Raw genomic sequence first — 17,626 nt, 5'->3', positions numbered from 1 at the left:
ACGATAAGGAGGTCTGTGCATGAGCGTACTGTTTCTGGTGATTGCGGCCCTGGTGCTGATCTATCTGGGCATCGGCGGCACCCCGGCGGTGGTGACCCTGATCGTCGCCACCGTGCTCGGCGTTATCCAGGACGGCTGGCACCCGGCCAGCCTGGTGTTTGGCGGCGCCCTGCTCGCCCTCGCGCTGGTTTTGGCCATCCCCGGGGACCTGCGCCGCAGCCGCCTGAGCCGGCCCCTGCTGGGCTGGGTCCGCAGCCGCCTGCCGAAGCTGTCCGACACCGAGCAGGAAGCCCTCAAATCCGGCTCCGTGGACTGGGACGGCCAGCTGTTTTCCGGCCAGCCGGACTGGAACGCCCTGTTTGACGCCCGCCCGGCCCACCTGACCAGCGAGGAACAGGCCTTTCTCGATGGCCCCGTGGAAACCCTCTGCGGCATGCTGGACGACTGGAAAATCACCCACGAACACTATGACCTGCCGGACAAGGTCTGGCGCTACATCCGTGAAAACGGCTTCTTCGGGCTGGTGATCCCGAAGGAGGACGGCGGCCTGGGCTTCTCCGCCACCGCCCACTCCGAAATTGTCATGAAAATCTCCACCCGCAGCGTGTCCGCCGCGGTCACGGTGATGGTGCCCAATTCCCTCGGCCCCGGCGAGCTGCTGATGCACTACGGCACCGACGAGCAGAAGCAGCACTACCTGCCGCGCCTGGCCGGCGGCGAGGACATCCCCTGCTTTGCCCTGACCTCCCCGGTGGCCGGCTCGGACGCCGGTGCTATCCCGGACAAGGGCATTGTCTGCAAGGGCACCTGGAACGGTGAGGAAGTGCTGGGCCTGAAAGTCACCTGGAACAAGCGCTACATCACCCTGGCGCCAGTGGCCACGCTGATTGGCCTGGCCATCAAGGTGTATGATCCGGACCACCTGCTCGGTGAGGACGACGAGGTAGGGGTGACCTGCGTGATGGTGCCCCGGGAGACCGAAGGCGTGAATGCCGGCGCCCGTCACCTGCCCATGAACACCGTGTTCATGAACGGGCCGACCTGGGGCAACGACGTGTTCATCCCGATGACCCAGGTGATCGGTGGCCAGGACATGCTCGGCAAGGGCTGGACCATGCTGCTGGAGTGCCTGTCCATCGGCCGCTCCATTTCCCTGCCGGCCCTGGGCACCGGTGCCGGCAAGCTGGCCAGCCTGGCCACCGGCTCCTACGCTTACACCCGGGAGCAGTTCGGCCGCTCCATCAGCCAGTTTGAAGGGGTGCAGGAGGCGCTGGAACCCATCGCCGGCTACACCTACATGATGGACGCCGCTCGCCTGCTCACCGCCGGCATGCTGGACCGGGGCGTGCGGCCGTCGGTGCCCTCCGCCGTGCTCAAGTACCGCAACACCGATCTGATGCGCATCGTCATCAACCACGCCATGGATGTGGTCGCCGGCCGGGGCGTGATCACCGGCCCCCGGAACTTCCTGGCCCGGGCCTATCAGGCCGTACCCATTGGCATCACCGTGGAGGGGGCGAACATCCTCACCCGCAGCCTGATGGTGTTCGGCCAGGGCGCCATCCGCTGTCACCCGTTCATCGTGGAGGAAATCGAGGCCGCCGGCATGGACGATCAGGACGAGGCGGTACGCCGGTTCGACGGCATCTTCTACCGCCACATTGCCCACACCACCCGCAACGCGCTGCGGTCCACCGTGCTGGCCCTCACCGGCGGGTATCTGGAACCCGTGCCCCGGCAGGGCGACCTCAAACGCTACTACCGCCAGTTGGCCCGCTTCTCGTCGGCCTTTGCCCTGATGACGGACGTCACCCTGCTGAGCGTGGGCGGGGGCCTGAAGGCCCGGCAGCGGCTGTCTGGCCGCATGGCCGATGCCCTGGTGCACCTGTACTACGCCAGCGCGGTGATCAAACAGTGGCACGAAGAGGGCTACCCGGACGACCAGCGCCCGCTGGTGGAGTGGTGCCTGCAGACCTGCCTGAGGGACCTGCAACGGTCCCTGCGGGCGGCGATCCTCAACTTCCCGGTAAAAGCCCTGCGCTGGCCCCTGCGCCTGCTTGTGTTCCCGGTCGGCGCCGTCGGTCTGAACGGCCCGGACGACCGCCTTGGCGCCCGCGTGGCCCGTACCATTGTGGACGACACGCCGTTACGCCATCGCATCAGCCGGGGCGTGTTCGTCACCGAAGACCCGGCCGATCCGCTTGGCCGGGTGCTGAACGCTTACCGCCTGGCCAACGACACCGCCGGCGTCCGTGACCGCCTGCACGAGGCCATTCGCCACCGGGACGAGGACGATCTGGACGGTATCGCCCTGCTCATGGGCCACCAACGCAAGGAGCTGGTGCAGTGGGCCTGCAAGGAGGGGCTCGTCAAGGAGAGCGAGTGCGAACACCTGGAAACGGCCCTCACGGCCCTGTACGACGTGATCCGGGTAGACGCCTTTGACGGTGACGGCCTGCAGGCGCTGGCCCGCTGCGCCAAGGGCAAGCGCAAGGTGGTGGAGCGGCCGGTCGATCAGGCCTGAGGCCTGACCGGTTTTGCAGGGCGGCCGGTTATGGCAGCCGCCGCCCTCGGCGGCTTAGCGCTCGCCCTTGAGAATGTCCACGATTTCCCGGGTGTCCTTGAGGATGGTGTACACCCGGTCCTCCACTTCCACCCGCTCGCGGCGGCCGTCGATGTCATAGACGTGACCGTAACGGATCACCGCCTCATCCAGGTGATCGCCGCGATGGTAGTCCACCCGGTCCTGCCAGCCCGGCGGCAGCGCCTCGCCCCGGTCCAGTTTTTTCTGCAGACCCGGCGGCAGAGAGCCGCGGCCGTCGTGGCCGTGCCCGGCCCAGGCGGCGGTAGAAACGGTCAGGGCTGAGACCAGTGCCATCATTGTGCGTTTCGTCATGTCTGTCCTTCAAAGTCGTTCAGTGGCTTTGAGAGTTCACACGCGCTGCGGGCCTCCGAGGTTCCCCCCGGCGTCGCCCAACAGCCGTTGGCGGTAGGCTTTCGGCGTCTGGCCAAACCAGCTCCGGCAGGCCCGGTTGAACGCGGACTGCTCCGAATAGCCCAGCAGACCACCAATCTGGCCAAATCCCAGATTGGGCTCGCCCAGGTACTGCCGGGCGAGGCGCTTGCGCTCGTCCTGCAGCAGCGTTTCGTAGCGGGTGCCCTCCCGTGCCAGCCGGCGCTGAAGCGTGCGCTTATTGAGGGATAAGTGGGCGGCAATGGTGGCACTCGCGCACTGCCCGGTGGGCAGCAGGGTGTTGATCAGCCGGATGACGTCCTCCGAGAGGGTGTGGGCGTTTGGGGCCTGCTGCGCCTCCAGGTAGCGCTGGGCCAACTGCCAGGTGCGGTGGTCAGCGCTGGGCAGGGGCAGGGTCGCCACGGACGCCGGCAGGTAGAACCCGCACCAGGGCTCGGCAAAACGCACGTCACAGCGGAAGACCTCGGTGTACGCCGCGAGCGATGCCTGGCGCCGGTGCTGAAAATGCACCGACAGCGGGGTGAACGTTTCGCCACACAGCAGCTTCATCACCTGCATGGCGTTGGCAAGGCTCAGCTCGTAGGCCTGGGCCCGATAGTCGCCGCCTTCCGGGTCGATGGTGTAGACAAACCGGATCACCGGCTGCTCGTTGAGGGTCGTCCGGGACATGGCCATGGCCAGCGCCGGGCAGTGCAGGTGCAGGTAACGGGCAATGCTGTTGATGGCCTCACCCACCGTGAGCGAGCTGCGGGCGATGACCGAGATGGGGCCGAGGATGTCCATGCCCTGGTACTGCGCCAGCATCATGCCGAAGGCCGGATCTTCGAGGGCCTCGGCGGTGTCTTCCAGCAGCGCGGTCATGTGTCGGAACACCAGGAACGACTGGTCGTCCCGCTGCTCTTCGGGCGGAATGTGGTAACGGGCCAGCAGGGGCAGCGGGTCGCCGCCCTGCCGTCGGACCCGCTCGTCGAACCCCCAGAGGTTGGTGGCCCGGATCAGGCTGGACACGTGGCCTGGCTCCCATCAGTTGTCGCGATTTGTCAAAAATATGTCCAGATCCGGCAATATTGTCAAGCCGGACGCTTGGCATAGTGGTGGTATACCGTGGACGATCAACAACAAGGAGAATCCCATGGCCACGCCCCATTACGATCTCATCATCATCGGTGCCGGCCTGTCCGGCATCGGCAGCGCCTGCCGGGTTGCCCAGACGTATCCGAACAAGACCCTGGCGATCCTGGAGCGGCGGGAGAGCATTGGGGGCACCTGGGACCTGTTCCGTTACCCGGGCATCCGCTCCGACTCCGACATGGCCAGCTTCGGCTACAACTTCAAACCCTGGTATTCCGACCGGGTACTGGCCAAGGGCACCGATATCCGCCACTACGTGGAGGAGACCGCCCGGGAGTTCCACCTCCAGGACAAGGTGCACTACGGCCTTAAGATCACCGGCGCCGACTGGTCCGACGCGGACCAGCAGTGGACGGTGACCGCCCTCCACGAGAAAACCGGCGATACCCGCCGGTTCACCTGCGGCTTCCTGCTCAACTGCGCGGGCTATTACAACTACGACCACGGCTACCGCCCTACCTTCGAGGGCGAAGAGAACTTCAAGGGCACCCTGATCCACCCCCAGTTCTGGCCGGAAGACCTGGACTACGAAGGCAAGAAAGTGGTGGTGATCGGCAGCGGGGCGACGGCCATCACCGTGGTGCCGGCCATGGCGGAGAAGGCCGGCCACGTCACCATGCTGCAGCGCTCCCCCAGCTACATCATGGCCATGCCGGACACGGACAAGATCTCCATGGCCCTGAACAAGGTGCTGCCGAAAAAACTGGTGTTCACCCTCGCCCGCAAGCGCAACATCCTGTTCCAGCGGGGCCTGTACCTGGCCTCCATGCGCTGGCCCAACGCCATGCGCCGGTTCATGCTGAGCCACATGCGCAAGCAGGCCGGCCCGGACATCGATCCGCGCCACCTGACGCCCAGCTACAACCCCTGGGAGCAGCGGCTGTGCGCGGCGCCGGACGGGGACTTCTTCAAGGCCCTGCGGTCCGGCAAGGCGGACATGGTGACCGACCACATCGACCACCTCACTGAAACCGGCATTGTGCTCACATCCGGACAAACCCTGGAGGCCGACATCATCGTGGCCGCCACCGGCCTGGACGTGCAACTGATGGGCGGCCTGGCGCTGCAGTTGAACGGCGAGCCGGTCGACCTTACCCGCAAGCTCACCTACAAGGGCATCCTGCTGCAGGACGTGCCCAACTACGCCTGGATCTTCGGCTACACCAACGCGCCCTGGACCCTCAAGTGCGATATCGGTGGGCGCTACCTGTGCCGGCTGTTCGAGCAGATGGACGCCCGAGGCGCGGCCGCCGTGCGCCCGGTGGACATGGACGGGCTTGAGAGCGACGGCGGCATGCTGGACGGGTTTGCCCCCGGCTACATTATGCGCGCCAAAGACCGCATGCCCCGCCAGGGCCTGCGCGGCCCGTGGAAAGTCACCATGCATTACGGCAAGGACAAGAAAATGCTGGTGGATGACCCCGTGGACGACGGCATTCTCCAGTTCGAGGCACCGACGGCGGTCGCCGGTGAGCGCCCGCCGATGGCGGCAACCGCCTGATGCAAACGGCAACGGGCACCGAACCGGGAGACACCGCCATGACCACTGGCCAGAAACCGCCGGTTCTGCTGATCCACGGCATGTGGAGCGACGCCGATACCCTGCGGGAACTCAGGGACGCGTTTGCCGCCCGGGGCTACCCCGTCACCGCCGTCACCCTGCCCCACCACGCTCCCCGGGCGCAGCACACCGCACAAAGCCGGGCGGCGCTTGGCCGCACCGGGTTGCAGGCGTACGTCGACTTCCTGGTGGACCAGGTCCGCGCCCTGGACCGGCCACCCATCCTGGTGGGCCACTCCATGGGCGGGCTGCTGGCCCAGCTCGTCGCCGCTCGGATGCCCTGTGACCGGCTGGTTCTGCTGTCGTCCGCAGCGCCGGCGGGCATCAACGGGCTGGGGCTGTCGGTGCTGCGCACCCTCGGGCGCAACCTGCTGAAATTCCCACTGTGGACCCAGGCAACGGAACTGGGCCTGGCCAACGTCCGCTACGGCATTGCCAACGCCCAGAGCGACGTCGAACAGCGGGACATTACCGACCGCTGCGGCTACGAATCGGGGCGGGTAACTTTTGAACTGACGCTGGCGGCCTTCAGCCGGAGATCACCGGCCGACGTGGCACCGGGCCATATTACCTGCCCGATGCTGATCATCGGGGGCACGGAGGACCGCATTACGCCGATCCGCGTCCAGCGGCAGATTGCCCGGCGCTACGGTGATCGCTGCCGGCTGGTGGAAATTCCCGGCTGCGACCACTGGACCGTGGGCGGCCGGTTCTTTGGCGATATCGAGGATACCGTGTTCCCTTGGCTCGATCAGACCGCAGCAGCGGCTGAGTCTTCCGAGGGCGACGCCTGACCGGGCTCATCGAGGAAGATCGCGCGGAACGACAGATAATACGCGCCACCCAGGATCGCGCCCCAGAACAGGGACGCGATCAGCACCAGTCCACCCAGAACCACCTCGGAGGCGGTCGCCACTCCGATGGCGAATACCGGAAGCATCAGCAACTGGGCAAACACCACACTATTAATACCGAAAAAGAGAAGCACCAGTATGTTCTGCATGCTGGCGCGGAAACTGTTAGCCATGGCCCGAAACAAACCCTGCCGTGAAATCACCACCAGCGGCAGCACAAACGCAAACAGGGTGGCAAACACCGCCACCAGCACCACCCCAACAACCACAGCGACCGCAACGGCGGCCCCGCCCTGCCGGGCGAAAGGGCCAGCCATCATCAATTGGTTCAGATCCTGGCTGTCAAAACCGGCCCCCGAGGGCGCCGAAAACGAAACCGCCAAATACCCTACGGCCGCCAGCGCCACCCCCATCAGCAGCAGCATCACCAACATCAGCAGAACGCGCAACAGGGCGTGGCGGGTAAAACCGGCCAGCACGTCTGAAAACGCCGGCCGACCCTCGGCCAGGCCGTGGAATACCGCCAGCAGGCCCGCGTTGATCGCGCAGGACACCACAACGCCGATCACACTGGCCACCACCGCGGCCGCCATCCCGGCGCTTGCCATCAGGGCAACAACGCCCAGCTGGATCAGCACAGTCACCAACAGAATCAGAAGGTAAGCGGACAGTACCAGCCCCCAATGGGCACGGAACAGACGCATGGACTGGACGATCCAGCTCAGCGGCGGACCGGCCTCGGCCTTACGGGGCATCGCGGGCGGGTTTTTGACGTAAGCGGTGTGAGATTGCGAGTGCATGGGCAGATGTCCTTATCGTTTAGTGCGGAAAAACAGACCATCCAGGTGGTCCAACGTATCGGTCGAAGAGTATCAGACCCTTTCGGAAAGTCGCTACGTCACCGCGCACAGAAAGGCCATTGGCACCTTTCCCCGGGACTCCTAAAGGTTATAAAATAACCCATCACTATTCTTTTCTAGAATATAACGTTAGACCGGCAGGTTATATGGAACTCCAATTCAAGCAGGTGACCAAGCAGTTTGGTGATCTGAGCGTGATCGGACAGTTTGACGCCACCATCGGCAACGGCGAAATCGTCGCCCTTGTCGGCCCGTCCGGATGCGGCAAATCCACCCTGCTACACATGGTCGCCGGGCTCCAGGGCCCGTCCACCGGCACGTTGACCGCGGGCGGCAAATCGGTGGAAAAACCGTCCCCGGAGCGCACCCTGGTGTTCCAGGAGCACGCGCTGTACCCGTGGATGACGCTGATCGAAAACGTGGCCGTGGCGCTGGAATTCCAGGGTGAAGGCCGCGCCAGCGCCCGGGAGAAGGCCACGCTCTGGCTGGGCCGGGTGAAACTGGCCGGCTTTGAAGACTACTACCCGCACCAGGTCTCCGGGGGCATGCGCCAGCGCTGCGCCCTGGCCCGCGCGTTCATCGCCCGGCCCCAGGTGCTGCTGCTGGACGAACCGTTCGGTGCCCTGGACGCCCTCACCCGGCTCACGCTGCAGAGCGTGCTCAAGGACCTGATCGAGGAAGAGCGGCCCACCGTGGTGCTGGTGACCCACGATGTGGACGAGGCCCTGTACCTGGCTGACCGCGTGCTGGTGTTCAGCAATCGCCCGGCCACGGTCCTCAAGGAAATCACCATCGGGCACATTCCCAAGACCCACGACCTGTCCGCGTTCGCCCCCATCCGCCGGGACATCCTGACCCTGCTGGGCATCGACACGGACGCAGACACCGAGACACAAACCACAACCCATCCCAAAGAGGAAGGAGCAAGCGCATGATTCGCTGGTTGAGTACCCTGATCCTGGCCCTGGCCATCGCCGCCCCGGCATCCGCCGCCGAAACCCTGAAAGTCGGCTACGTCCGCGTGATGGACGACGCCCAGGCCATGGTGGCCTACGAGGCCGGCCTGTACAAAAAATACGGCCTGGATGCCCAGTTGATTGAATTCAGCTCCGGCACCGACCTGATCAAAGGCATCGTTGGCGGCCAGCTGGACATCGGCGTGCTGGGCTTCTCCAACGCCTTCACCTGGGCCGCCCGCGGCGCGGACCTGAAAATCGTCGGCGGTGCCCAGCGCGGCTACCACTCCCTGGTGGTTCGTAAGGACGCCGGCATCGACTCGGTCGAAGACCTCAAGGGCCACAGCCTGGCCTCCCAGAAACAGGGCAGCACCGCCGACATCGTGCTCAAGGGCGTGATGCTGGCCAACGCCGGCCTGACCCCGGACGACCTGAACATCATGGGCGTGGCACCGGCCGTGGCCGTGCAGTCCCTGGTGGGTGGCCGTGTGGACGCCGCGTTCCTGTTCGAGCCGTACGATACCATCGCCCAGCTGGTTGCGCCGGTGAAGCAGGTGTACCAGATCGGTGACGTCTGGCCGTTCCCGTGCATGGTGGTCATCACCTCCGCGGAGACCCTGAAGAACCGCAAAGAGGTCCTGTGGTCCGCCCTGGACGCCCAGCGTGACGCCATCGACATGCTCGAGAACGCCCCGGAGAAGGCCTCCCCGCTGATCACGGATTACTTCATCAAGGAAGACACCATCAAATCCCTGGATAAAGGTGAAATCCCGGCGGAACAGGTCATCGAAGGCGCCATCAAGACCAACGACTTCAGCGCCAAGCTGACCGACCAGGACATCAGCCGGATGAAGGAACTGGCGGGCATCATGCAATCCCAGGGCATCCTGCCGGCGGACAAGGCCTTCAACGTTGACGCCCTGCTTGACCTGTCCTGGCAGAACGCGCGCGAGCTCTGAACATGGCGGCCACCCCTTCCAGCGGCGTTGCCAGCAAGCGGGCCTATGTGATCGCCATCGCCGTCATCCTGCTGTTCTGGCAGGTGGCGGCCTGGTTCCTGCCCGACTTCCTGATGCCGGACGTGCCCACCGCCATCGCCCGGCTCTGGGAAGAGCTCAACAGCGCCAGCTTCTATGAGGGCCTGGGCAACAGCATGATGCGCCTGGGCGCCGGCTACGGCGCGGCGCTGGTGGCCGGCGTGGTGCTGGGGCTGGTGGGCGGCTCCCTGAACGCGGTGCGCAGCACCCTCAAGGCCGCCATCATCATCCTGCAGTCCATCCCCTCGATCGCCTGGGTGCCGTTGTTTCTGATCCTGATGGGCTTCGGCAACCTGCCGATCATCGTGGTGGTGGGCATTGGCGCCTTCTTCCCGACCGCCCTGAGCGTGATGAACGCCACCGAAAGCGTCGAGAGGGTGCACATCGCCGCCGCCCGGGTCATGGGCGCGTCCCGCTACCAGATGCTCAAGCGGGTGTACTTCCCGGCGGTGACGCCGGAGCTGATCACCGGCGCCCAACTCGCCTTCGGCAATGCCTGGCGCGCCCTGATCTCCGCGGAAATGATCGTCGGCTTCAGCGCCGGCCTCGGCAAGTCCCTGGCCTACTCCGGGGAAATCGCCGACATGACCGGTGTGATGACCAACATCCTGGTGATCGCCGTGCTGGCCGCCGTCATCGACCAGGTGCTGCTGGAGCGCATCAAGCACCGCCTGCTGCGCTACCAGTACCTGTAACCGCCGCCATCGCCATCACGGGGCTCGCAGACCGCCCCGGATGGCCTCCTCCACCAGCCAGCGGCGCAGGGTCTGAATGCCCCGCTCCTGCCGCCGGCTGGTCTTCCAGGCAAAATGGAATTTGTCGCCGGTAACCACGGCGTGGCACGGCAGCCGCACGAAATCCGCCGAATCCTCCCGCGTACTCAGCATGTAGTCGTTAGTCAGGGCGATACCCTGGTGATACCGGGCCGCCTCCAGCGCCAACAGCATATGGCTGAAGTGCTGCACCCGCGCCGCCTCCGGCAACGTCGCGTTTGCCGCCCCATACCAGGCCAGCCAGTCCCCGGCGGCCCGGTCAAAAATGCTGTGGGTCGACAGCAACGGAAACCGCGCCACCTCCGCCGGTAACAGCGGCGCCCGGTCCGGATCCTCAGGCCCGGAAGCAGCCGCCGGCGCCAGATCCCGCCCCAGCGTCCGCAGGATTTTCTGCCAGTACGCCTGACTGCACACCGGAAACAACCGTTCCTCGTACAGTAGCTCGTAGCTGTAGGCCGGCGCCTGGGTGCGAATGGTGATGAAACAGTCCGCCACCCGGTCCGACAGCACCGGATTGCCGCTGCTCATCTCCAGGGCCAGATCCATCTGCGGGTGCCGCCGCTGCAGCTCCGGCAGGCGTGGCACCAACCAGCGCACGGCAAACGAACTGAACACCGACAGCCGCAACCGGGACGCCTCCTCCCCCAGCAGCGTTTCACTCGCCCGCTCAATGTCCAACAACGCCGAGCCCACCACCTCCGCGTACTGCCGGCCCTCGTCGGTCAGTGTCACCGAACGCCCGGACCGCCAGAACAGCCGCTCCCCCAGATAGGTTTCCAGCTGCTTGATCTGATGGCTGACCGCGCTCTGGGTAATCGCCAGCTCCTCCGCCGCCTGGGAAAAACTCCGCAGCCGGGCAACGGCTTCGAACACGGGCAGGGCTTTGAGGGGCGGTAGCTTCATCTATCGAAATTTCTCATGACGGGATAAGAATCATCATTTTATCGGATAGTAGCAGAGCCCTACACTGTCCACGAGTTTTGGGAAGGCCCGGGAAGCCGGCCGGGTGGGCGCTTCGAAATGCTGGGGGCCACGGATGGCCGAAAGCAAGCCTACAGGGACTTACTTGCGGCGGTTTTCAGAAAGCCCATACCAAGCGCCGGGAATCCGGCCGGGTGGGTGCTCCGAAAATGCTGGAGGCCAGGGATGGCCGAAAGCAAGCCTACAGGGACGTACTCGCGGCGGTTTTCGGAGCACCCACCCGGCCGGATTCTTCCCCCAATAGTCAGAGTTCTAACGATCAGGGAGTCAACGAAGGTGTCAGGAAAAACCGTCAACAGCGCCATTCTGCTGCTGATCATCGGCAACGCCATGGCCATCGCCTCAGACGTGTTCATCAAGCTGCTCGAACCCGGCGCCCCGGTGTTCCAGTTTGCCTTCCTGCGCTGCCTGCTGACCCTGCTGTTCCTGCTGCCGCTGGCGGGCCAGATCAACCGGCGGGCGCTGTTCAGCGGCCTGCGGGTGCACACCGTGCGCGCTCACATCCACCTGGCCGGCATTCTGTGCATGGTGGTCGCCCTCAGTAACCTGCCCCTGGCCACGGCCAACGCGCTCTTCTACGGCGCACCGATTCTGGTCATGGCGCTGTCGGCCCTGGTGTTCCGGGAGCGGCTGACAGCCGTAAGCATGCTGGCGGTCTTCAGCGGGTTCGCCGGCATCGTGGTCATCCTGCGCCCGGTGGAATTCAACTGGGCCGCCATCGCCGCCCTCGGGGCCGCACTGGCACTGGCGATCAACGCCGTCATGGTCCGGAAACTACCGAAACAGCAGTCCACGGTACACAAACTGTTTCTCAACTACCTGCTGATCCTGCCGGCCGCCGGCGCCCTGGCGCTCTGGGAAGGCGCCGCGTGGTCACCGGGCATCCTGGTGAGTGCCGCCGGCTCCGCCTTCTTTATCCTGGGCTACAACATCACCGTGCTTCTGGCGTATCAGCAGGTGGACGCCAACCAGGTCACCAGTGCGGAATACACCGGGCTGATCTGGGCGGTGATGATTGGCTGGATCGGCTTCAGTGAAATGCCGGATCTCTGGTTCGCCGTGGGCAGCGCCATGATCGTGGTGCCCCTGATGATGGTGGGGTTACGCTCCCGTGATCGGAGCCGCCGGGAGCTGCGGCCTCAGCCGATGAATGGCTGAGGCCGCGGGCCCGCCGAGATCGGGCAAGGCGTTGAGTGCTCGGGCAGCGGCTGCCGCCCAATCACGTCAGTCCAGGCGCTCGCTGAACTGAAAGGTAATCCAGGAACCCGAGCGCCACTCTCCATGACGATGACCGGAATGTTCGTACCGGTGATGGGGATACCGGTAACCGTAGCGGTCATTGTCCCACCGTTCGTGGTGGCGATAGCGATCGTGATCGTACCGGTCCCAGTGGCCACGATCATGGCCGCGTCCCTTGTCCCAGCCGTGGTGCTTGCCGGGGTGCTCATACCGGGCCTGCATCGGCCGTTTATCGTGGCCCGGCGGGTGGGCTTTCTGATAGGCCTCCAGCCCCGGCGGCTTCACAAAGCCATCGGCCTGGGCACCGGCCGAGACCGTCAGGCCAACCAGGGCCAGCGCGAGAATCAGTGTGCGTTTCATAGGGCACCTCCTGAGTGTGTCTTCACCTTCAGGGTACCGCAGCGGTATGGAAAGTCAGCGGCCAGGGCCCGGCTTTACACAGGCTTTACCGAATCGGGTCGTTTCCTGACACAGATTCGGCCAGCAACGGCCGCAGGTGGGCCTCAATGGCAAAGGTATGGGGGCAATCATCGCCCAGCGCCCGCAGTGAATCCGCCAACTGCAACAGATAATCCGCATTGGCGCCGCTGGGCCCGTGGGCCCGGGCGATCTGGCCGGCGATGGCCGACTCCGGCGCGTCGCCCAGGAACGCGGCGTTATCCGGCGTGGCGATGTACACCAGGCCCTCCGCGCGGGTGCCATCGTCAAACGTCATTGGGGTGGAGAAACGCAGGTAGCCGTTCTTCTCCCGCTCATCGAGGTGCTCGAACACCTCTGGCGACACCCGGTAGGCCATGCCCCGGCATTCGGTGCCGGGGGCTTCGATGAGGGTCACCACCCGGCCCGGCGCCTCCGGCGTGCCCCGGTGATCGTGGGAGCCCTGCCAGAACCGGCGGGCCCAGCCACGAATGGCGGCAGGCCGGCGCTCCAGGTAGGGAAAGTCCACCTTGTAGATCAGTGACCCGTAGCCGAACAGCCAGATCTCCCGGATACCTTCGAAGCTGAAGCGGCGGCGATTGTGCTCAACGGTGTTCACAGACATGCATCAAACCTGTTCAACAGCGGGGCTCAGGACGCGGCCTCAGTGGCGCGCACAAAGCCGGAAATGCCGGTGAGCACGATTTCCGCCGCCATGGCAGAGAGAATCAGGCCGCTCACCTTGGAGAGAATGTTCAGGCCGGTCTTGCCCAGCACCTTCTCCAGGTAGCCGGACAGGTGCAGCAGCACCGCCAGGATGCCCAGGCCGGAGACCAGCCCCAGCAGACCGCCGAGCACCGCCGGCAGGGACTTCAGTTCGGCGCCGTACACGAGAATGGCACCGATAGTGGCCGGGCCGATCATCACCGGAATGGCCAGGGGCACCACGGCAATGTCGTCCCGATCTTCCTCGGGCAACCCCGTGGCATGGCTGCGGGTGCCGCTGTTGACCAGGCTGACGGCCGTCAGGAACAGCAGGCAGCCGGCGCCGATGCGGAAGGAGTTGAGGGTAATGCCGATGGCATCAAACAGGACCGGGCCGGCGAAGAACAGCACCAGGCCCAGAATGAGCGCCGACACGCAGGAGCGCCGGATGATGGAGGATTTCTCGGGCGCCGGCAGCCCGCGGGTCAGGGCCAGGAACATGGTCACCACAAAAAACGGGGCCAGCAGGAACACAAACCGTACCGTACTGCTGAGGTACGTCGAAAAAAACAACTCCATCACTCAGGCACATCCTCCAGATAGGTTTCAACATCGCCGTACAAGGCGGCAAAATCCTGTTCCGGCACCACGGTCACCGCAATCTCCGGCTCGTGATCACCGCCCCCCAGCAGTACGCCCCGAAGCGGCGTGACATCGGAAAAATCCCGGCCCCAGCCCAGGATGATGTGTTCCCGGCCCGCCACCACGTTGTTGGTGGGGTCCAGTTCCAGCCACCCATAGCCCGGCAGGAACACCGCCACCCAGGCGTGAGTCGCGTCGGCGCCGATCAGCCGGGGCTGGCCCTTGGGCGGGTGAGTCAGGATGTACCCGCTCAGGTACCGGGCCGCCAGCCCAATGGACCGAAGGCAGGCCAGCAGGATGTGGGAGAAATCCTGGCACACGCCCCGACGCTGCTCGAAGGCCTGGTCTACAGGGGTAAACGCATCCGTGGCCGTGGCATCAAACGCGAAATCCCCGTGCATCAGCGCCATCAGCGCCTGCGCCGCCTGGGCCAGGGGCCGGCCCGGCGTAAACGCCCGACGGGCATAGTCGGCGTAACGGGAATCGATCGGCACGTTGGCCGACGCGAACCGGAAGGCCGTGGCCGCCAGGTGCTCCGGCGGGAAGCGACGGTCGGCGTCATACCGCAGGCTGTCCCGCACGGTTTCCCAGGGCACTCTGGCCACCGCCGCCGGGACCACAGGCCGGGCGTCCACGGAGACCCAGAATTCGCTGGTCACCTCCAGGGAGTCGTGGTCCCGGATGTACTGGATCGCGGTGATCTGATTGCCAAAGCTGTCGGCAAACTGGCGACGTTTGGACGGCTCCGGTACCAGCGCCAGATGCTGTTCCAGACATCGCTGCCAGGGCAGGTTGCGGGGCGTGAGCCGCAGCAAATGGTGCGATTCACCGACCACCTGATCGTACTGGTAGCGGGTCTCGTGACGAACGTGATAGCGAACAGCTGCCATGATGCGCCTCAGTGACCCGTTCCTGCCCGATGGGACAGCCTTGAATGAATGAAGTATTGTCGCTGGATTTCGTCCGCCACGCGATACGCGGCCGCACGTACCTCCAGCAGCAGTTGTCCAAGCGCTTCGCAGGCCTGGTCCGGGCGCTTTTTCTCGAACGGATGCAGGTCCAGGGTGCTCAGGCGCCGCTCAAACCCATTCAGGTCCGGCGGGAACAGCTGGCCGGTCTTGCGCCCCATTTCCGGCAGTTCCTGCTGCAGATGGCGGATCTGGTAGACGATGGAATGCGGGTTGCTCGGGTCCATGACCAGGGTGTGGATCACCGCCAGCAATTCCGGCGCGCGCCGGTAGCGGGTGCGGTAGGTCACCTCCGAGTTGGCAATCTCAAGCAGCCATTCGAGCATGGCGCTGCGGCTGAACCGGTCGCTGAACAGCGGCACGCTGACCAGCGCGCACAGGTTGGCCAACCGCTCCAGGCGCCGGCCGGCAATCAGGAACACCCAGCCGGTATCCCGGGTGATGTCGTCCATCGCGAACCCGGCGAGGGAGATGCAGTCCAGCAGCACCAGATTCAGCGCCCGTACCGCCCGGTCCGGCGACGCAGGCGCCGGCACCAGGGGCTTGCCCAGCCGATGCAGCGCGTGCCAGTTATCCGCCGAGAGCCGGTCTCGCACCTGGCTGGCGTTGAACTGCAGGGCCCGAAGGATGGACACCACAGACCCCGGGTTATCCGGGTCACTGACCGCCGCGAGCAGCGCCTGGGGCAGCGGTATCGGCGCTTCGCCCTCAGCCGGCTGCGGCAGGGTTTCGAACACCCGGGCCGCCTGCTGCAGGCCCAGCAGCGCTTCTTCATCGGCCTGGTCGTGCCCGGAAAGCCGGTTCAGGGCGGCCCGCAGCAGGCGCGCGGTGCCTTCGGCCCGTTCCGCGTGGCGCCCCATCCAGAACAGGTTTTCCCCGACACGGGATGGCGTATCCCGCTCGCCGTCAAGCAGGTCCGCCACCTGCAGGCGCTTCTTGATCAGCGAGGTCGCCTGCCGGGCGGCGTCGGTCTGCACCCAGGTGTCCTTGGAAAACCCGCCCCGCTGCATGGAGATCACCTCCACCCCGGCATCGGCGGCGATGCGGGTCAGGCCGCCGGGCATCACCTGCCACCCGGACGGCGTTGCCGCAACGAACACCCGCAAGCCCATCGACCTGGTGGCCAGCGGCCTTCCGGCGGTACCGGTCCAGATCGGCGCCTGGGACAAATGCACCAGTTCCTGGCCCACATAGGCATGAGGCTGAGCCTGGAGCTTCCGAATCAGCCGGTCCCGGGCAGCGCCCCGCTGCTTATGGCCGAACACCGCTTCCATCCGCATGGTGGCAAAGGCGGGTTTGATCACCAGATCGTCCAGGTTTGCCAACACGTACTCGAGTGCCGGCTTCTCACCGCACCACCAGGAGGCCACGGAGGGCATCGCCAGCGGCGCCCCCAGCAGGCGTTTGGAAATCTCCGGCAAAAAGCCGAACAGCGCGGCACTTTCCAGCACCCCGGAGCCCAGGGCGTTGGCCATCAGCACCTTGCCGGCACGGACCGCCCCAAGCAGGCCAGGCACGCCCAGTACCGAGTCAGTGCGCAATTCCAGCGGATCGCAGAAGCCGTCGTCCAGGCGACGCAAAATCGCGTGTACCCGCCGCAGGCCCTGCAGTGTCTTGAGGTAGACGGCGTCGTCCCGCACCGTCAGGTCCTGGCCCTCCACCAGAGGGAAGCCGAGATAGCGGGCCAGGAACACGTGCTCAAAATAGGTTTCGTTAAACCGGCCCGGCGTTAACAGCACGCACAGAGGCGTCTCCAGGCCAGACGGCGCAAAGCTCGACAGGCTGTTCTGCAGGCTGCGGAAAAAGGTCGCCAGGTTGGCCACCGGCAGGTTGTGGAACGGCGCCGGAAAGGCCCGGGAGATCACCAGCCGGTTCTGCAGCGCGTAACCCGCGCCAGAAGGCGCCTGGGTGCGGTCGGCAATCACCCACCAGCCGCCATCCGGCGCCCGGGCCAGGTCCACCGCGTACAGGTGCAGGTGACGGCCGCTGACAGGCTGGATGCCCTGGCAGGGCCACTGGAACCCGGCCTGGCCGTAGACCAGGGCCGGCGGCAGCAGGCCATCGCTGAGCAGGGTCTGGGCACCGTACAGATCCGCCAGCACCCGGTCCAGCAGCTCGGCCCTCTGGGCCACCGCGTTGGACAACGCCTGCCATTCCCCGGCGCCCAGCACCATCGGCAGGAGGTCCACTTCCCAGGGGCGGGCGACGCCCCGGGGATCTTCGTAGACGTTGTAGGTGACGCCGTCCTCGGCAATCGCGTTGGCCACCGTCTGGGCCCGCAGGTTCAGCGAATCCAGGGACTCCTGGTTCAGCTGCTGGAGCAGCGGCTGCCAGTGGGCGCCGGGCACAGAGCCGCCACACAGCAATTCGTCATAGCGATCGGCGGCGGGGGCGTAATGCCGCAGAACGTCGGTTATCGGGCGCGGTCTGGTCACCTTGGCTGGTGGCTCCCTTGTGTTCATCGAACGGGCGTGGTCGTACGACGGGCGGCCCGGCAGGCCGGACGTGTTCCCGCAGCATAGCCGGTT

General features: G+C 65.5%; 16 protein-coding genes. 7 read left to right on the top strand and 9 right to left on the bottom strand.

Going from position 1 to position 17,626, the window contains the following annotated elements; all coding sequences use genetic code 11:
• Window positions 1-19 precede the first annotated feature (19 nt).
• A complete protein-coding gene (locus V3388_RS00330) occupies window positions 20-2,524 on the top strand; it encodes an acyl-CoA dehydrogenase (RefSeq protein ID WP_336365528.1) in 2,505 nt (834 codons plus the stop codon).
• A gap of 54 nt (window positions 2,525-2,578) precedes the next feature.
• On the opposite strand, the gene V3388_RS00325 is transcribed toward V3388_RS00330, so the two are convergent.
• Both V3388_RS00325 and V3388_RS00320 read right to left on the bottom strand, forming a co-directional pair.
• Window positions 2,579-2,896, bottom strand: coding sequence for a hypothetical protein (locus tag V3388_RS00325; RefSeq protein ID WP_336365527.1), 318 nt, complete (start codon window positions 2,894-2,896; stop codon window positions 2,579-2,581).
• Window positions 2,897-2,932: 36 nt separating this feature from the next.
• Window positions 2,933-3,982, bottom strand: coding sequence for an AraC family transcriptional regulator (locus V3388_RS00320; protein ID WP_336365526.1), 1,050 nt, complete (start codon window positions 3,980-3,982; stop codon window positions 2,933-2,935).
• Between the two features lie 124 nt (window positions 3,983-4,106).
• On the opposite strand from V3388_RS00320, the gene V3388_RS00315 reads away from it, so the two are divergent.
• Entirely contained in the window at window positions 4,107-5,606 is a 1,500-nt protein-coding gene (locus tag V3388_RS00315) for a flavin-containing monooxygenase (RefSeq protein ID WP_336365525.1), read from the top strand.
• Window positions 5,606-6,460: an alpha/beta hydrolase gene (locus V3388_RS00310; RefSeq protein WP_336365524.1), complete on the top strand. Its 855-nt coding sequence runs from the start codon at window positions 5,606-5,608 to the stop codon at window positions 6,458-6,460. Before V3388_RS00315 ends, V3388_RS00310 begins: the two co-directional genes overlap by 1 nt.
• Here V3388_RS00310 and V3388_RS00305 read toward each other — a convergent pair.
• Window positions 6,418-7,320 carry a hypothetical protein gene (locus V3388_RS00305; RefSeq protein ID WP_336365523.1) on the bottom strand — a complete coding sequence of 301 codons (903 nt, stop codon included), beginning with the start codon at window positions 7,318-7,320 and terminating at the stop codon, window positions 6,418-6,420. The genes V3388_RS00310 and V3388_RS00305 overlap by 43 nt on opposite strands.
• A gap of 206 nt (window positions 7,321-7,526) precedes the next feature.
• Between V3388_RS00305 and V3388_RS00300 the strand changes: the two genes are divergently transcribed.
• Genes V3388_RS00300 through V3388_RS00290 form a run of 3 tightly spaced genes read left to right on the top strand, consistent with a single transcriptional unit; the run spans window position 7,527 to window position 10,068 of the window.
• Window positions 7,527-8,315: an ABC transporter ATP-binding protein gene (locus tag V3388_RS00300; RefSeq protein WP_336365522.1), complete on the top strand. Its 789-nt coding sequence runs from the start codon at window positions 7,527-7,529 to the stop codon at window positions 8,313-8,315.
• Window positions 8,312-9,295: an ABC transporter substrate-binding protein gene (locus V3388_RS00295; RefSeq protein WP_336365521.1), complete on the top strand. Its 984-nt coding sequence runs from the start codon at window positions 8,312-8,314 to the stop codon at window positions 9,293-9,295. The genes V3388_RS00300 and V3388_RS00295 overlap by 4 nt, the downstream gene beginning before the upstream one ends.
• Window positions 9,296-9,297: 2 nt before the next feature.
• Window positions 9,298-10,068 carry an ABC transporter permease gene (locus tag V3388_RS00290; protein WP_336365520.1) on the top strand — a complete coding sequence of 257 codons (771 nt, stop codon included), beginning with the start codon at window positions 9,298-9,300 and terminating at the stop codon, window positions 10,066-10,068.
• 15 nt (window positions 10,069-10,083) lie between these two features.
• On the opposite strand, the gene V3388_RS00285 is transcribed toward V3388_RS00290, so the two are convergent.
• Window positions 10,084-11,049: a LysR family transcriptional regulator gene (locus V3388_RS00285; protein ID WP_336365519.1), complete on the bottom strand. Its 966-nt coding sequence runs from the start codon at window positions 11,047-11,049 to the stop codon at window positions 10,084-10,086.
• 354 nt (window positions 11,050-11,403) lie between these two features.
• On the opposite strand from V3388_RS00285, the gene V3388_RS00280 reads away from it, so the two are divergent.
• Window positions 11,404-12,285 (top strand): DMT family transporter, encoded by an 882-nt coding sequence (locus V3388_RS00280; protein ID WP_336365518.1) that lies wholly within the window; start codon window positions 11,404-11,406, stop codon window positions 12,283-12,285.
• Window positions 12,286-12,351: 66 nt separating this feature from the next.
• Here the strand turns inward: V3388_RS00280 and V3388_RS00275 are convergent, their stop codons facing one another.
• From V3388_RS00275 to V3388_RS00255, 5 genes are all read right to left on the bottom strand, one after another.
• Window positions 12,352-12,726: a hypothetical protein gene (locus tag V3388_RS00275; RefSeq protein ID WP_336365517.1), complete on the bottom strand. Its 375-nt coding sequence runs from the start codon at window positions 12,724-12,726 to the stop codon at window positions 12,352-12,354.
• Window positions 12,727-12,811: 85 nt separating this feature from the next.
• Entirely contained in the window at window positions 12,812-13,408 is a 597-nt protein-coding gene (locus tag V3388_RS00270; protein WP_336365516.1) for a gamma-glutamylcyclotransferase, read from the bottom strand.
• A gap of 26 nt (window positions 13,409-13,434) precedes the next feature.
• Window positions 13,435-14,070, bottom strand: coding sequence for a MarC family protein (locus V3388_RS00265; protein WP_336365515.1), 636 nt, complete (start codon window positions 14,068-14,070; stop codon window positions 13,435-13,437).
• A complete protein-coding gene (locus V3388_RS00260) occupies window positions 14,067-15,020 on the bottom strand; it encodes a transglutaminase family protein (RefSeq protein WP_336365514.1) in 954 nt (317 codons plus the stop codon). The genes V3388_RS00265 and V3388_RS00260 overlap by 4 nt, the downstream gene beginning before the upstream one ends.
• An 8-nt stretch (window positions 15,021-15,028) precedes the next feature.
• Window positions 15,029-17,515 carry a circularly permuted type 2 ATP-grasp protein gene (locus tag V3388_RS00255; protein ID WP_442915607.1) on the bottom strand — a complete coding sequence of 829 codons (2,487 nt, stop codon included), beginning with the start codon at window positions 17,513-17,515 and terminating at the stop codon, window positions 15,029-15,031.
• Window positions 17,516-17,626: the final 111 nt, after the last annotated feature.

Source organism: Marinobacter sp. C2H3 (genome assembly GCF_037080155.1).
Lineage (GTDB): Bacteria > Pseudomonadota > Gammaproteobacteria > Pseudomonadales > Oleiphilaceae > Marinobacter.
The sequence above is the reverse complement of the archived record's forward strand: the minus strand, read 5'-3'. Positions and strand labels throughout refer to the sequence as shown.

Bases quoted from the DNA above. Each gene is read 5' to 3' on its own strand.
- V3388_RS00330 (WP_336365528.1), top strand. From the start codon at position 20: ATGAGCGTACTGTTTCTGGTGATTGCGGCCCTGGTGCTGATCTATCTG.
- V3388_RS00325 (WP_336365527.1), bottom strand. From the start codon at position 2,896: ATGACGAAACGCACAATGATGGCACTGGTCTCAGCCCTGACCGTTTCT.
- V3388_RS00315 (WP_336365525.1), top strand. From the start codon at position 4,107: ATGGCCACGCCCCATTACGATCTCATCATCATCGGTGCCGGCCTGTCC.
- V3388_RS00310 (WP_336365524.1), top strand. From the start codon at position 5,606: ATGCAAACGGCAACGGGCACCGAACCGGGAGACACCGCCATGACCACT.
- V3388_RS00305 (WP_336365523.1), bottom strand. From the start codon at position 7,320: ATGCACTCGCAATCTCACACCGCTTACGTCAAAAACCCGCCCGCGATG.
- V3388_RS00300 (WP_336365522.1), top strand. From the start codon at position 7,527: ATGGAACTCCAATTCAAGCAGGTGACCAAGCAGTTTGGTGATCTGAGC.
- V3388_RS00295 (WP_336365521.1), top strand. From the start codon at position 8,312: ATGATTCGCTGGTTGAGTACCCTGATCCTGGCCCTGGCCATCGCCGCC.
- V3388_RS00290 (WP_336365520.1), top strand. From the start codon at position 9,298: ATGGCGGCCACCCCTTCCAGCGGCGTTGCCAGCAAGCGGGCCTATGTG.
- V3388_RS00285 (WP_336365519.1), bottom strand. From the start codon at position 11,049: ATGAAGCTACCGCCCCTCAAAGCCCTGCCCGTGTTCGAAGCCGTTGCC.
- V3388_RS00275 (WP_336365517.1), bottom strand. From the start codon at position 12,726: ATGAAACGCACACTGATTCTCGCGCTGGCCCTGGTTGGCCTGACGGTC.
- V3388_RS00270 (WP_336365516.1), bottom strand. From the start codon at position 13,408: ATGTCTGTGAACACCGTTGAGCACAATCGCCGCCGCTTCAGCTTCGAA.
- V3388_RS00260 (WP_336365514.1), bottom strand. From the start codon at position 15,020: ATGGCAGCTGTTCGCTATCACGTTCGTCACGAGACCCGCTACCAGTAC.